General features: G+C 62.3%; 18 protein-coding genes. 4 read left to right on the top strand and 14 right to left on the bottom strand.

The annotated features are described in order from the left end of the window. The first annotated feature begins 19 nt into the window (after positions 1-19). Positions 20-2,959 (top strand): TonB-dependent receptor plug domain-containing protein, encoded by a 2,940-nt coding sequence (locus AM2010_RS05610; RefSeq protein ID WP_150115239.1) that lies wholly within the window; start codon positions 20-22, stop codon positions 2,957-2,959. A 56-nt stretch (positions 2,960-3,015) separates the two neighbouring features. Here the strand turns inward: AM2010_RS05610 and AM2010_RS05605 are convergent, their stop codons facing one another. The 4 genes from AM2010_RS05605 to AM2010_RS05590 form a co-directional block, all read right to left on the bottom strand. Further along, positions 3,016-3,912 carry an alpha/beta fold hydrolase gene (locus AM2010_RS05605; protein WP_047806233.1) on the bottom strand — a complete coding sequence of 299 codons (897 nt, stop codon included), beginning with the start codon at positions 3,910-3,912 and terminating at the stop codon, positions 3,016-3,018. A 3-nt stretch (positions 3,913-3,915) separates the two neighbouring features. Next, positions 3,916-4,731: an SDR family NAD(P)-dependent oxidoreductase gene (locus AM2010_RS05600; protein ID WP_047806232.1), complete on the bottom strand. Its 816-nt coding sequence runs from the start codon at positions 4,729-4,731 to the stop codon at positions 3,916-3,918. After that, complete coding sequence (locus tag AM2010_RS05595; RefSeq protein ID WP_047806231.1) at positions 4,728-5,609, bottom strand: pirin family protein; 882 nt, start codon at positions 5,607-5,609, stop codon at positions 4,728-4,730. The genes AM2010_RS05600 and AM2010_RS05595 overlap by 4 nt, the downstream gene beginning before the upstream one ends. Positions 5,610-5,753: 144 nt before the next feature. Further along, entirely contained in the window at positions 5,754-6,029 is a 276-nt protein-coding gene (locus AM2010_RS05590) for a BolA family protein (protein WP_047806230.1), read from the bottom strand. A gap of 51 nt (positions 6,030-6,080) precedes the next feature. Here AM2010_RS05590 and AM2010_RS05585 point away from each other — a divergent pair, with 51 nt between their 5' ends. Then, positions 6,081-6,674 (top strand): DnaJ domain-containing protein, encoded by a 594-nt coding sequence (locus AM2010_RS05585; RefSeq protein ID WP_047806229.1) that lies wholly within the window; start codon positions 6,081-6,083, stop codon positions 6,672-6,674. 9 nt (positions 6,675-6,683) lie between these two features. On the opposite strand, the gene AM2010_RS05580 is transcribed toward AM2010_RS05585, so the two are convergent. The 10 genes from AM2010_RS05580 to AM2010_RS05535 all read right to left on the bottom strand — a co-directional run bounded on the left by AM2010_RS05580 (position 6,684) and on the right by AM2010_RS05535 (position 12,793). Next, positions 6,684-7,034: a GFA family protein gene (locus AM2010_RS05580; RefSeq protein WP_047806228.1), complete on the bottom strand. Its 351-nt coding sequence runs from the start codon at positions 7,032-7,034 to the stop codon at positions 6,684-6,686. Further along, entirely contained in the window at positions 7,034-7,666 is a 633-nt protein-coding gene (locus AM2010_RS05575; RefSeq protein ID WP_047806227.1) for a glutathione S-transferase family protein, read from the bottom strand. The genes AM2010_RS05580 and AM2010_RS05575 overlap by 1 nt, the downstream gene beginning before the upstream one ends. A gap of 58 nt (positions 7,667-7,724) precedes the next feature. After that, positions 7,725-8,375, bottom strand: coding sequence for a glutathione S-transferase family protein (locus tag AM2010_RS05570; RefSeq protein WP_338047424.1), 651 nt, complete (start codon positions 8,373-8,375; stop codon positions 7,725-7,727). Further along, entirely contained in the window at positions 8,375-9,040 is a 666-nt protein-coding gene (locus AM2010_RS05565; protein WP_047806225.1) for a dihydrofolate reductase family protein, read from the bottom strand. The genes AM2010_RS05570 and AM2010_RS05565 overlap by 1 nt, the downstream gene beginning before the upstream one ends. Before the next feature lie 3 nt (positions 9,041-9,043). Next, on the bottom strand, positions 9,044-9,526 hold the full coding sequence (locus AM2010_RS05560; RefSeq protein WP_047806224.1) for a VOC family protein: 483 nt from the start codon (positions 9,524-9,526) through the stop codon (positions 9,044-9,046). A gap of 5 nt (positions 9,527-9,531) precedes the next feature. Beyond that, entirely contained in the window at positions 9,532-10,335 is an 804-nt protein-coding gene (locus AM2010_RS05555; protein WP_047807732.1) for a VOC family protein, read from the bottom strand. 2 nt (positions 10,336-10,337) lie between these two features. After that, positions 10,338-10,703, bottom strand: a complete 366-nt coding sequence (locus AM2010_RS05550) for a DUF1428 domain-containing protein (RefSeq protein ID WP_047806223.1) — start codon at positions 10,701-10,703, stop codon at positions 10,338-10,340. A 39-nt stretch (positions 10,704-10,742) separates the two neighbouring features. After that, a complete protein-coding gene (locus tag AM2010_RS14515; protein ID WP_047806222.1) occupies positions 10,743-11,459 on the bottom strand; it encodes a DUF1428 domain-containing protein in 717 nt (238 codons plus the stop codon). Next, positions 11,456-12,166, bottom strand: coding sequence for a glutathione S-transferase family protein (locus AM2010_RS05540; RefSeq protein WP_047806221.1), 711 nt, complete (start codon positions 12,164-12,166; stop codon positions 11,456-11,458). The genes AM2010_RS14515 and AM2010_RS05540 overlap by 4 nt, the downstream gene beginning before the upstream one ends. Positions 12,167-12,337: 171 nt before the next feature. Beyond that, positions 12,338-12,793, bottom strand: a complete 456-nt coding sequence (locus tag AM2010_RS05535) for a VOC family protein (protein WP_047806220.1) — start codon at positions 12,791-12,793, stop codon at positions 12,338-12,340. Positions 12,794-12,864: 71 nt separating this feature from the next. Here AM2010_RS05535 and AM2010_RS05530 point away from each other — a divergent pair, with 71 nt between their 5' ends. Beyond that, positions 12,865-13,560 (top strand): winged helix-turn-helix transcriptional regulator, encoded by a 696-nt coding sequence (locus AM2010_RS05530; RefSeq protein WP_047806219.1) that lies wholly within the window; start codon positions 12,865-12,867, stop codon positions 13,558-13,560. Between the two features lie 194 nt (positions 13,561-13,754). Beyond that, complete coding sequence (locus AM2010_RS05525; RefSeq protein WP_047806218.1) at positions 13,755-14,567, top strand: ferredoxin--NADP reductase; 813 nt, start codon at positions 13,755-13,757, stop codon at positions 14,565-14,567. The last annotated feature ends 30 nt before the right edge of the window (positions 14,568-14,597 follow it).

Genomic DNA, 14,597 nt, shown 5'->3' with positions numbered 1-14,597 from the left:
TGCCTGGGGGGCACAACAATTGCTGAAGTTTCGTAAGAGATTGCTCGTTACATCGGTTCTCACCGGTCTTCCGATGGGTGTCGCGGCGACGCCTGCCATGGCGCAGGATCAGGTCCCTGCTGCGGCCGCTCCGGCCGAGAATACTATCGTCGTCACAGGCTCACGCATCCGCAGGTCCAATGAAACGGCTGCGGTACCGGTGCAGATGCTGAATCGTGCCGATCTGGACGAAGTTGGCACAGTCGATACGGCCGAAATCATCCTGCAACTTCCCGGCGTGGACGCGGACATCACTCCCGACAATTCCGCGCTGAGCACTCAGAACGCCGGTTTGAGCACGATCAACCTGCGCCGTCTCGGAAGTGATCGCACGCTGGTGTTGATCGACGGTCGCCGTGTGGTGTCCAATTCCGGCAATGGAGAGCGGGTCAGTCTCAACACGATCCCGGCTGGCTTTGTGAAATCGATCGAAGTCACGACCGGCGGCGCATCTGCCATTTATGGTTCGGATGCCATCGCCGGGGTCGCCAACATCCTGCTGGAAGACAGTCTGGACGGCTTCAGGGGCAATGTCAGATATGGCAAGGCCGATCGCTCGGGTGAGCAGGAAACAACGGTCGACCTCACTCTCGGCAAGAAGTTCGCCGATGGTCGCGGGTATGTCCTGCTGGGTGTTACCTATGATCGGGAAACGGCGATCTTCGCGGATGAAACTCGGCCGGATTCGCTACGAGGTCTGGAATGGCGCGCGCCGAACGTGGGCGGATGGCCGGATGAGACGGACCTGCCCGGATGCGATGATAGCGGTCGGTATTGCTTTGCGCCGGGGCTGAGTTCCAGCTTGCCCGGTGGCCGATTTGAATCCGGCGACGCCTGGAACGTCGATGGTGTCTGGTTCAACGACAAATCGCTCCAGCCTCAGGATGGGCGACCGGTTGGCGAAGATTTCGTGACCGAGGTCGACGGCTACAATATCCGGCCCGGACGCACGTTGTCGCCGCTGTTCGAATCGATCAACGGCGCCTTTCGCGGCACGTTTGAAATCACGCCGGATGTTTCGCTGTTCGCGAATGCATTCTATTCCGCGGTCGATACCAGGACGCGTACGTCTCCGCGCACCGCGGCCAGCACGACCGATATCGGGGTGCTGAACGAGCTGGGCGATATCGGCCAGATGCCGGCGTCCCATCCGTTCATTCCGCCCGAAGTGGAAGAAACCCGTTCCGGCACCGTCAGCTGGTCGCGCAGGTTCAACGAACTGGGAATGCGCGAGAAGATCAACAAGCGCGATACGTTCCGCCTGATTACCGGGGCCGAAGGTTTCTTCGGGCCGATTGGCTGGGAGGTTTATGGGACTTATGGTCGCTTCGAACAGCGGCAGACCACGCTGAACGAAGTCAACTATCTCAACATCCGCAACGCGCTCGATATCGAGGCGGATGGTTCCGGCGGGTACCAATGCGTCGATGCCGCTGCGCGTGCCGATGGATGTGTTCCGCTGGACATGTTCGGCACCAATTCGATCTCGCCCGCAGCGGCCGATTATATTCGCTACACCGCTAACCTGAAGCAGATCCGGCAGCAGTATACTGCGGGCGGTTCGATCAATGGCGATCTGTTCGAAATTCCGGCAGGCCCCGTGAAGTTCGCCGCCGGTTTCGAATACCGCAAGGAAAAGCAGAACACGATCGGCGATCCCGATAACGAGTTCGAACTGACCTCTGCATCCGTGATCCCCAACATCAAGGCGCAATTCGATGTGATCGAAGGGTTCGCGGAAGCGGATATTCCGATCATCGAGGATATGCTGTCGCTGCAACTTGCCGGCCGCGTTGCGAATTATTCGACGATCGGCACGATCTTCAGCTACAATGCGGGCGGCAGCTTCACGCCGGTCGACGGGCTGCGCATTCGGGGGCAGTATTCGCGGTCGCAGCGTGCGCCGACGATCACGGAATTCTTTTCCGCGCCGCGTGGCGATGCCGACGATCTCCGCGATCCCTGCGATGGCCTGATGCCCGATGGCACCGGGATTACGCCCGCGCCGGGTAGTACGGCATCGGCCGCAACCATCTCCGCAAACTGCCTTGCCGAACCCGGTATCCAGGCGTTTTTCAACGATCCGGAAAACGCGGGCGAAGCGTTCGAGTTCGATGGTTCGGTCAGCGGACCGAATGCAGGCAATCAGAACCTGAAGGAAGAGACGGCCGATACCTTCACGATCGGGGCGGTCATCGCGCCGTCATTCCTGCCGAATTTCTCGCTGATCGTCGATTACTACAACATCAAGGTGAAGGGGGCGATCGGCACGATCTCGACCCAGTTGACCGCCGATCTCTGCTATGGCGATGTGAATTTCCCGGACAATCGCTTCTGCAACGTCATCACGCGCGATGCGAGCAGTGGCCGGGTCATCCAGGTCATCAATCAGGAAGAGAACCTCAACAGCCGTAAGGTTTCCGGGCTAGATGTGTCTGCGAACTATCGCGCGGAACCCGGCTTCCTGCCCGGCTCCATCGATTTCGATGTGCGATATGCGCACTATTTCGAGGATGAGTACACGTTCCTGTCGGTGGGCGGTCCGCAGACCGGTATCAATCTGGGAGAAATCGGATATCCGAAGGACGAGTTCCGGGCCAAAGTCGGCTATTCGCTCGACGGATTCCGCGCGACCTGGACCACGGTCTATCGAAGCGGAGGCGTTGACGACAACGATGTGCTGCCTGACGAAAACGCCTTCTTCAGGGCGGATGCGCAGGACTATCACAACTTCTACATGCGGTATTCCTTCCGCGAGAACCCGCGCCTTTCGATCTATGCCGGCGTGAACAATGTGTTCGACAAGCTCGGACCGTTTATGCCGGATGGCCTCAATTATGGCAGTAGCCAGAACCTGACGTCATCTCTGAACGACCTTGAAGGACGCGAGTTCTTCGGCGGTGTTCGGGTCAAGTTCTGATCCCGGTGCGAAGCAGCCCCCTCTCTCGATCGAGAGAGGGGGCTGGAAACCGGCGCCTATTCCGTCTTCGTCAGAAACGCGTCCAGCGCGGTATTGACCTGATCCGGCGCTTCCCAGGGTACGAAGTGGCCGCAGTCGGGCACTTCGACCAGGGTCAGGTTCTCGATCAACTCGTCCATCCCTTCGAGATTTTCGGGCGGCAGGGCGCGGTCGTCCATTGCCCAGATCACCAGTGTCGGGATGGTCAGCCTGGGCAGCGGAGGTGGCGTCCAGCCTTCGGGTAGCTCGAAAGGGGCATCCATCGGCGGCACGTCGATGGGACTTGCACGATACCAGTTGAGCATTCCGAAGGCCGCGTCGCGATCCTGCCAGTCGCGCAGCAGCGCCTCGCGCTCCTTAGCCTCCATTTCGCTTGGCCGGTCCCATTTGACTTCCTGCATGAGAATCGCGGCGAGGCCGTGCTCGCGGACCAGCGCGTCGTTTGCCGGATCGCGGAATCCGCGCATGTACTGGCTGGACTGGCGCTGGTTCTCGTTGGTGTAGAGCAGCTTCTGGAAAATCGCCGGATGGGGCGCGTTGGCGACTACGGCGCGCGTGACGCGGCCATTCGCCTGGCCCGCCAGCGCGGTGCCCCAGGCGATTGCGCCGCCCCAGTCGTGCCCGACGATCGTGAATGTCTCGACCCCCAGGGCATCGGCCAGCAGGAAGATATCGCCGATCAGCTTGTCGGGCGTATAGGCATCCACGTCTTGCGGCTTCGACGATCCGCGATAGCCGCGCTGGTCGGGTGCGATGCAGCGAAACCTGTCCGAAAGATGGGCGAGCTGATGGCGCCAGGTCCGGTGGCTTTCGGGAAAGCCGTGCAGGAATATCAGCGCGGGGGCATCCTTCGGCCCGATATCGACCGTGTCCAGTTCGATCCCGTTGGCCAGTGTGACGCGCGTTAATTCCATGCCTTATCCCTCCGCTTCCATCTTCTCGATATATCCGTTGGCGACGATCGCCGCGACCTGATCGAACACCTGATCGGGCGTCTGGCGCAGCTTGCCCAGCGCCTCTTCCATCCCGCGTGCGACGATGATCTCGCGCTGGTTGAGGGCGATCGCATCCACCATCTCGCGCGCGGCCTCATCCGCAGGGATGCCGCCGTCGATGGCCGGGTCGCTCTTGCCGCGTTTTGATCCGTCGGCGGTCAGCGCGTTGCGGCTGACATCGGTGGCGACCGAACCGGGTGCGATCACATGGACTTCCACCCCCGATTGCGACAGTTCCGCACGCAGGGCATCGGCATAGCCGATCAGGCCGAACTTGGCCGCGCAATAGGCGGTGCGCATAGGAACGCCGACTTTGCCCGCGACCGACGATATGAACACCATCCGCCCGCTGCCCCGGTCGGCCATGTGCGGCACGAGCCCCTGGATGAAAGCGATCTGCTGCGTCAGGTCTATCGCGATGATCTCTCGATAGACCTGCATGTCCGTCTTGCGTGCCGTTCCCCGTTGCGAAACGCCGGCATTGGCGACCGCGATGTCGACGCCGCCCTGCCAGGCGATCGCCTCGCCAGTCGCGGCAGCCATCGCCGCATCGTCGCGCACGTCGAAGGGCAGGCACAGCGTTTCGGTGTCCAGCGCCGTCGCGACTGCCGACAGGCGCGCCTCATCCCGGCCGGAAAGGACGATCCGCGCCCCGCGTGCCGCGAACTCGCGCGCCAGGGCGGCGCCGATGCCCGATGATGCGCCCGTGATCCAGGCGACCTGTTTGTCGAAGCTCATGGATAACTCACCGTCGTTGCCTTTTCGGGAAGGGGGATGAACTCGTTCTCGTCGCCGGGAACGATCGGGAAGCGCCCTTCCTGCCAATCCCGTTTCGCCTGGTTGATCCGTTCGCGGTCGGAACTGACGAAGTTCCACCAGACATGGCGCTTGCGGGCGAAGGCTTCGCCGCCCAGCAGCATGACCCGGCCGCCGTTGTCGCTCGCCAGCGTCATCGCCTTGCCCGGCGCTAGCACCGTCAGTTCGAACAGGTTGAGCGCCTGACCGCCGATTGTGGCGGCGCCTTCCACCAGCATCACGGCCCGCTCGTCCGCCTCAGCCTCCACCGGAATGGCGCCGCCGGGGGCAAGCGCGATTTCGGCATAGATCGTGCCGGCATGGGTCGTGGTGGCCGCACGCCGGCCCCATAGCTCACCCATAACGACGATCGCACGCGCGCACTGGTCTTCGACCACCGGCAGATCCGACTGCGCTTCGAATGCAGGGGCAATCTCCTCCTGACCATCGGGCAGGGCGAGCCAGGTCTGCATCCCGTAAAGGCGCGCGCCCTTGTCCCGCTCTTCCTGCGGGCTGCGTTCCGAATGGACGATGCCGCTGCCTGCCGTCATCAGATTGACCTGACCCGGGCGGATCGTGGCGAATGTGCCCAGGCTGTCGCGATGGTCGATCGCGCCTTCGAACAGCCAGGTCACGGTCGCAAGGTTGATATGCGGATGCGGCCGCACGTCCATGCCGGCACCGATATCGAGCTGCGCCGGGCCGAACTGGTCGACGAAGATGAACGGGCCGACCATCGACCGTTCGCGCGAAGGGATCGCGCGGCGAACTTCGAACTGGCCGAGGTCGTGCGTCACGGGGGTGATGGTCTGCTCGATCATGGATGCTCTAACTCCGGATAGCGGCGGCCGATGCCATCGTCATTGCGGGGGATGCAGCGGTGCCATGTTCGACAGCGGACGATGCCGTCTGTCGCGGCGACCGCCTCCGTCTCCGCCCTGTCCAGGACCAGAGGACGTCAGCCATCACCCGTCGCCGGGCGCGAAAGCGCGAATGGCCAGGGCGTGGACTCTCTCGCCCGGAATATCGCCCAGTGCCCGGTTGATCATGCGCTGACGTTCCAGCCGGCTCTTGCCGGTAAAGGCTTCGCTTTCGATCACCAGGGTGAAATGCGATTCGCCGCTACCATCGTCGCCCGCATGGCCGCGGTGGCTGGCGCTGTCATTGATAACTTCCAGTCTGGTGGGCGAAAACGCCTCTGCCAGAAGGGCTTCGATCTCGGTTTGCAACGGAGTCGTCATTGGACCGGTTTGGGGGTTCCCAACGCGCTTGTCCATGCCCATCCTAATGGGGTGAAGCAGACGAAGTTCCATGGACGATACGAAGGCAGCAGGCGCAGGTGCGAAAGGCCGGGGTGCGACGAGCAGGGCGAATTTCGCGCGCCCGGCACGCGCGGCAACTCGTTCGATGGGCCGGGCGAATGGCGCTGGTTCTGCCTTGATCATGTGCGCGAATTCAACGCGGGATACGACTGGTTCGAAGGGATGAGCGCGGAAGAAATCCTCGCCGCCCAGGCGCCCGGCGCAGGCTGGCGAACCGAAACGCATGGGTTTCGTCCGCCAGGCGGTGTGGACGGGATGCCGCGCTGGTCCGACTTCGACGATCCGCTCGATGCAATTTCGGCGCGCGCGAGCGGGATCAGGAGCCGCGCCGAACGCGAGGCGCGCATGGCGATGGACAGCCGCTTCAGCGCGGAAGAGGCCAGGGCGCTGGAGACGATGGGGCTCGGCCTCGATACCGACCTGCGTCGCCTGCGCCGTCGCTATTCGGAACTGGTGCGCCGGTATCACCCCGACCGCAACGGTGGTGATCGCCAGCATGAAGGGCGCCTGGGCCGCGTGGTCGAGGCTTACCAGCTTCTGCGCAAGAGCGCCGTCTTCACATAGCTTTATGGCCTAGAACGACGCTCCATCGACGGTGGTCAGCTTCAGCTGGTCGAGATCGCATTCCGGCACGCAGCGGAGATTGACCGCGACCATTTCGTTTCCTTGCGGATCGGTGCCGGTGGCGAACGGTGTGCAGCCGCACACCATGCAGAAATGGTGATGGATCGCGTCCTTGTTGAACGTATAATCGCCCAGCTTGTCTGTCGGTGCATCCAGCGCGGCCTCATCCGAAGAAACGAAGTGTAGGACGGTTCCCTTGCGTCGGCAGATCGAGCAATTGCAGGTCATCGCCTCCGCCGGAAGATCGCCTGAAACCGTCGCACTGATCGTGCCGCAATGGCATGTGCTCCGGTAACTCATCAGGCATCTCCTCCCTGCATTTCGGCCATCAGCCGGCCGTCGATCGCCTTGCCTTCCTGATAGGCGGGCCGTGTCCGGCACCGGGCGGCATAGGCTTCGAACACTTCGCGCTGGGGGATTGAGCCGAACTGCAATCCCCAATCGATCGCACTGCCGACATAGACGTCGGCCATCGTAAAGCGATCACCGCACACATAGTCGTGGCTGGCGAGCCATCCTTCGATCGCATCGAGCGCGCGTTCGTAGTTGCCGAAACCGGCGCTCATTTCCCGTTCCGGTGGCAATTCCCAGCCGAACATGCGCGCTGTCACCGCCTGTTCCAGCGGCCCGGCGGCGTAGAACAGCCAGCGAAAATAGTCGGCCTTCTCATGCGGTTGCGGCAACAGCTCCGGCGCCGACATCTCGGCCAGATAGTGGCAGATCGCCGCCGCCTCGGTCACCACATGGTCGCGCCCATCGCGGTGGTGAACAATGGTCGGAAGCTTGCCGAGCGGGTTGGCCTCCAGCAGAGCGGCCGGTCTGTCCTCGAACGAAGCGAAGACCGGCTCGTAATCGACGGCCGCCTCGTGCAGTGCCCATCGTGCGATCTGGGCACGGCTCATCGGATTGAAGAAGAATGTGTACTCGGCCATCGTGAATCACCCCCGCTTGCTTTGTGGAACATTATGGGAACAAGAAGGGTCGGTCAACTCAATCCCGGTCGGGCGCACCCGGCGGAAACCATGCACGATAGGGGCGTGCATCGTCCACGCATCTGGCCACTGGGGGCAGGGCCAGCAGTTCCGCTCGCAAGGCTGCCAGACGCGGGGACTCTGCCGGAATCGGCTCCACCCAGTCGGCATAGAACAGCGACGGAGCTGCCGCACAGGTCACCAGAGAGACATGGGGGGGCATATCATTCGCGCCGAGCCAATTGTCCAGCCAGGCATAGACCCGCAGCAGCCCGGCCTTGCCCCGGCGGATCTCTTCCGGATCGGGATTGGCGCGGTCGGCCAGATAGGCATTCACGACCAGTTGCGCGCTACCCATCACGTAGTTGTCGAATACCCTATCTAGCATGCGCGCCACCGCTGCCTGCGCCGGATCGGCCGGGATCAGCGGTGCCCGGCCGGGGTGGTGCAGCGCCAGATGTTCGACGATCGAAGTCGCTTCGATCACGGCAGTGTTTCCGTCGGCCAGAACGGGAAATTTCCCGGCAGGATGTGCCGCCTGAACGAACTGGGCGCGTGCCGGATGATCGGACCCGACTTCGCGAAATTCGAACGGCGTTTCATTGGCGTATAGCGGGATCAGCGCCTTCCAGGTGTAGGACGAGAAAGGATGGCCGTAGAGGGCAAGCATCACCAGGTCCCTTCCGCCATCTTGCGCCGCCGTTCGATTTCGGCCTCGCTCGGCTGCTGACTGGCGAACGAGCCGGTTTCGAGTGCGCCGTTCGGTTCGTAAGTCGACATGACGCTGCCGTTTGTGCCGAGCCTCTGTTCGACCAGGCGGAATTTGCGCACGGGCGTGCCATCCCCGAACAGCCGCTTGCCGGTGCCCAGCGTAAGCGGGGCGGTCATCAGCACCAGCCGATCCAGCAGATTGTGTTCGAGCAGTTGCGGATAGAGCGTGGAACTGCCTTGGATGACCAGATCGGGCCCGTCCTGCCGCTTCAGCGCAGCGAGTGAGTCCAGATCGGCCAGACGATGGCTTCCTTCCCAGTCGAGCGTCTGGTCCGACCCCGTCAGCACGTACTTGTGCGCGCGGGCGAACATGTCCGCGATCGGATCGTCCTGCGGCTGGTGCGGCCAATGCCCGGCAAAAATGTCGTAAGTACGCCGGCCCAGCAGCAGATCGAACGGCATCGACAACAGGGTGTCGATCTGATTGGCGATCGCCTCTTCGAAAAGGTTCGCCAGCCAGCCACCGTGGGCGAAGCCGCCGGTCGTATCTTCTTCCGGTCCGCCCGGTGCCTGAATGATTCCGTCCAGCGAGATGAAGGCACCGCCGATTATTCTACGACCCATCGCTCAGTCTCCGCGCCGGGCGGCTTCGATCGCGGCCACGTCGATCTTGCGCATTGTCATCATTGCTTCGAAGGCTCGCTCAGCCTCTTCGCCGCCGGCGGCCATCGCCTCGCTCATGGCGCGCGGGGTGATCTGCCAGTTGAGACCCCACTTGTCGCGGCACCAGCCGCAGGCGGATTCCTCGCCGCCGTTGCCGACGATGGCGTTCCAGTACCGGTCGGTTTCCTCCTGATCCTCGGTCGCGATCTGGAACGAGAAGGATTCGCTTTGCGGAAAGGCGGGGCCACCATTGATCGCCAGGCAGGGGATGCCGCAGACCGTGAATTCCACCGTCAGCGCGTCGCCTTTCTTTCCGCTCGGAAAATCGGCGGGCGCCTTGCGAACGGCGGTGACTTCGCTGTCTGGAAATGTTTGGGCATAGAACCGCGCGGCATCTTCCGCATCGCGATCGAACCAGAGACAGATTGTGTTCTTATGCATAGTCATAAACCTCAATTCCTGCGTGGCCCGACCAGGCCGATCGTCGCGCCCTGGGGGTCTGTGCACTGGACGGAGAATTCGCCGCCGGGGATTTCCATGATCTCGTCAAGATGCTGGCCGCCGCCGTCGATCACAGCCTGTGCCGCGCGGTCGATGTCGTCCACGCCGACGTAAAAGGACCAGACGGATTGCGGCACTGCCGGCATCTTGGGCATGATCGCGCCGATCATCGTCTCGCCGTGATGGATGAAGCGATATTCGCCCAACTCGCCCATCGGCATGCTGTCCTTCTGATCCCACCCGAACACTTCGCCATAGAGCGCCACCGCAGCATCGCTGTCGGTCGTCTGAAGTTCGTTCCAGCGGACATGCTGCGGCTTTTCGTAATCGAAGGCGTCGCTCTTCGCGTCCGGGTCGCCGGGGGGAGGGGCGGGGTTCATGACGTAGATCGGCGCGCCCTGCGGGTCCGCGACCAGGGCGATCCGGCCCACGCCTTCCATGTCGTGCGGCGCGATGTGCGCGGTGCCGCCGGCCTCCACGATCCGGGCGACGGCATCGTCGACCTGAGGGTGGTGGATGTAACCGAGCCATCCGGGCCTGGCCCCGCCTTCGCACATGGCATCGGTCAGGGTCAGCACCCCGCCGGTAAGGCCGCCATCACTGCGCTGGATCATGCGATAGTCCGGCCCGCCGGGAGTCGAGGCGCTGGTATCGCCGAAGGTCCATCCGACCACCGAGCCGTAAAACTCAGCCGCTGCGGTACGGTCGGTGGTCATCAACTCGTACCAGATGAAGGCTCCACGATCGTTCGTCATCTTCAGGCTTCCTTCCACACCAGCGGCTCGAACCCGCCGTAAACCATGCGCTTGCCGTCGAAGGGCATGTCTTTGCCATCGCCGAAAAAGGTGGTCATCCGCTCGTCAGCCATCATTTTGTCATGGCTGGCGTCGGCGGTTTCCTTGTCGTCCCAGGTGACCCAGGAGAAGACGACCTTCTCGCCGTCTTCGCATTTGACCGCGCGGCGGAAATCGGTGGTCGTGCCGTCGGGCACGTCGACCTCCCAACATTCGATCTGCGATTTCGCCCCGTAATCCTTGACGATTTCCCAGAACTTCTCGGCGACGCCCTTGTAAGCATCCTTCTTGTCGGCAGGTACAGCCAGAATAAATCCGTTCACGTACATGGTTCTCTCCTCAACCAGTGCCGGCAGCAATCGACCCTTTTAGAGGTCGACGATTGGACGGAAGCCGCCCCAGAACATGCGCTGCCCATCGAAAGGCATGTTCCCCTCCATCTGCATTTCCGGGTCGGACATTATCGCTTCCCAGGCCTTGTCGCGAGTCTGCTTGTCGGGCCACTCGATGAAAGAGAAAACGACGTTCTCCCCATCCTGCACCTTGACCGCGCGGCGGAAGTCGGTCGTTTCGCCGTCCGGCACGTCGTCGCCCCAGCCTTCGACCACCCGCACGGCGCCGAGGCTCACGAACTTGCCGGCCATCATCTGCGCCATTTCGACGTAGGGGGCTTTCTTGTCGGGATGGACCGGCAGGATGACCCCGTCGACATATCCCGGCGTGCCTTCGCCGCGCTGGTCCACGATGGTTTCGAACCCGCCGAAGATCATGCGCTTGCCGTCGAAAGGCATGGATTCGCCGAACGCCTTCATCCGGTCGTCGGTCATGATCTTTTCGTTCGCCGCATCGCGAGTGCGCTTGTCGGGATATTCGAACCACGAGAACACGACCGTCTCGCCATCCTTCGCCTGAACCGCCTTGTAGAAATCGGTCACTTCGCCGGGCGAGACATCATCGCCCCAGTTTTCCGTCATCCGGGTGGCACCGAATTCCTTGAACAGGCCGGACGCCTCGCGGGCATGGTCGGTGTAAGCGGCTTCGTTGGCAGTCGGCACCGCCGCGACAAATCCTTCGATATACGTCATGATTTCGTGTCCTTTTCCTGATCCTGGTTCCAACCGGGCGGTGGATTGCCCGTAAACCCTTCCATGTGATCCTTGAGTGCGCGGCGGTACGCAGGCCGCGCTTCGCCACGCGCGCGATATTCGGCGAGATTGGGATAGCGGTCGAACATGTCGGTGAGTTCGCCGCTCACCATCTGGAGCACCGCAATCATCATCACGTCCCCGACGCAGAATTCGCCTTCCAGCCACTCGTCGCTGCCGAGCCGTGCCGACAGCTCGGCCAGACGCTCCTCGATCCGTTCGCGGATCGACGGTTTTCGCGGAAGCGACCAGGCCTTGTCAGCTTCGAATATTGTCGCAATTGCCCATTCTGAAAGCGGCGGTTCGACCGAATTGAGCGCGGCAATCACCCATTGCGCGGCCTTGGCCCTGCCGTTGGAGCCTGGGGGTAGCAAGCCAGGCGCGTGATCGGCGATGTGAAGCAGGATCGCACCTGATTCGAACAGCTTCAGATCCCCTTCCTCGTATGTGGGAACCTGGCCGAACGGTTGGCGCTGGCGGTGCGGCGGCATCTTCTGCGTGCCCTGCGGCAGATAATCGACGCGGTAGTCGAGCCCCGCCTCTTCCAGCGCCCAGCGCACCCGAAGGTCGCGAACCAGCCCGCGGGCGAAATCGGGCACCCAATCGTAGGCCGTGATGACGATCGAAGCCTGTTTATCGAGAGGCATGATCAATCCCCTTCCCTATGTTTGTTACAGACGGAGCGGAGCGCCGGGAGCCTTGGCCCGAAGTCGGCCGGAAGTAGCGGTGAACTCATCAACGGTCCGCCACGGATGCATCCGAACCAGATCAATCGCCCGACCTAAGTTCCGGCCATTTCGTCGGCCCGAGGGCCGAAGCTAGGCCTGCTGGGATGCCAGATGGCCAGGTTGATCGGCAGGCGCTTCGCAACCGGGCACGGCCGCCATGTCCATGAAGGTATTCTCCCAGATGTGTCCGTCGGGATCTTCGAAGCTGCGCCCGTACATGAAGTCGAAATCCTGTTTCGGTGTCGGATCGGTCGATCCCCCCGCTTTCGCGGCGCGTTCCACGATGGCATCGACTTCGGCGGCGCTGTCCTGAGTGAGCGCAAGCAGGACCTGCGCCGTCGTCTTGGCATCCGGGATCGTTTTGCTGGTGAAGGTTTTCCAGAAATCGTGTTTCAGCAGCATGGCATAAATCGCATCGGACCAGACCATGCAGGCGGCATTCTCGTCGGAAAACTGGGGGTTGTTGGTGAAACCGACCGCTTCGTAGAATGCCTTCGACCGGTCCAGATCGGCAACGGGAAGGTTCACAAAGATCATTCGTGACATCGGGGCACGCTCCTTCGTTGGCGGCGAATCGACCTTGCAACACCTGACGCATTGAGTTACAAAAGGCAACTATGAAGTTACAAGTTGAAACCAAAAAGGAGGCATCTCCGCACGGCAAATGGTATCAGGACGCCTGCGGAACAGCGTTTGCAATGGAACTGGTGGGTGAGCGCTGGTCGCTTCTGATAGTCCGCGAGCTTATGCTCGGCGCGCTGAGGTTTTCCGATATCCGGGCCAGCCTGCCCGGGATCAGCGCCAAGGTGCTGACCGAACGGCTGGCATCGCTAGAAGAGGCCCGCGTGCTGGAGAAGCGGCAGCTTCCCCCACCAGGCAAGATGCAGGTCTATGAATTGACGGAATGGGGCTATGCCGCCGAGCCGTTGATTCAGGAGGCCGGGCGTTGGGCGGCGCAATCGAGCGCGCACGATCCCTCGTTGCCGCTGTCGGCCGTCTCCCTGATGATTTCGATGCGCACGATGGTGAACAAGGCGCAGGTGGGAACGGTTCGCGGCACCATTGGCTTCGCCATCGGGGAAGAAGGCTTCGTCGCGCAGCCGGCCGATGGCACTCTGCCGATTGCGCGTGCCGACCCAAGCGGTGCCGATACTCTGTTCCGGGCCCCGAATGCCTCGATCCTGGCCGGGGGGCTGTACGCCGGCATCCCCTGGGCGGAGCTGGAACGCAACGCGGGCCTTATCATCGAAGGCGATCGTGCGCTTGCGCTGCGGTATGCCGATCTGTTCGCGCTGCCGCCGAAGCTCGCCTAGCCCGACCGTATTGAGCCGTTCGCAACGTATCTCCGGCGCTCGATCGAGCCGCGGGGAGGCGGCGGGCTGACCCGCACAAAAATCAGTCTGTGGAGAATTGCGGACTGCGTGTCCGTTACCCTGTTGACGTCCAATCGCGAGAGTCGCTAATGACAATCACTCGCAATTAATGACTCGCCGACAGGATCTTCGTTTTGACTCATCAGGCCATCGATCGCGAAGCCTTCAATCCTTCCACCGCGCTGGCGGTCCAAACCGTAACTCGTGTTCGCCACCTGACCGACCGGTTGTTCAGCTTCGCCATTTCGCGCCCGCCCAGCTTCCGCTTCCGGTCGGGTGAGTTCGTGATGGTCGGCCTGCCGGGCGAGGGGAAGCCATTGCTGCGCGCCTATTCGATCGCCAGCCCCGCTTATGCCGATGAACTGGAGTTCCTCTCGATCAAGCTCGAAGACGGGCCCCTGACATCGCGCCTGCAGCACATTCGTTCTGGCGATCCGGTGTATCTGGGCCGCAAACCTACCGGTACGCTTGTGACCGATGCCCTCTTGCCCGGGCGCCGCCTGTTCCTGCTGTCGACGGGCACTGGAATTGCGCCGTTCATGAGCCTGGTCAGGGACCCCGATGTTTACGCGCACTTCGCCGAAATCGTGCTGGTCCACTCCGTGCGCGAAGTGGCCGACCTGGCCTGGCGCGATGTATTGGAAGGCCAGCTCGCCGGCGACCCGCTGGTGCAGGACGAGGCGCTGCTGCAGTTCCATTATCTGCCCACCGTCACGCGGGAGCCCTTCAGAACGCAGGGCCGGATTGCACGACTTGTCGAAAGCGGGATCCTGTTCGAACGGGTAAGCGGCCCCCGGCGTTTCGATCCCGAGGGCGACCGGGTGATGCTGTGTGGCAGCATGGCGATGATCAGGGATCATGCCGCCGATCTGGAAGCACGCGGCTTCGTCGAAGGAAGCAATTCGCGGCCGGGGCAATTCGTTATCGAGCGCGCTTTCGTTGGATAGCGCCGCGCGTTCGCAATCTTAGCATTTGCC

Source organism: Pelagerythrobacter marensis (genome assembly GCF_001028625.1).
Taxonomy (GTDB): domain Bacteria; phylum Pseudomonadota; class Alphaproteobacteria; order Sphingomonadales; family Sphingomonadaceae; genus Pelagerythrobacter; species Pelagerythrobacter marensis.
This window is presented reverse-complemented; position numbering and strand designations above follow the sequence as displayed.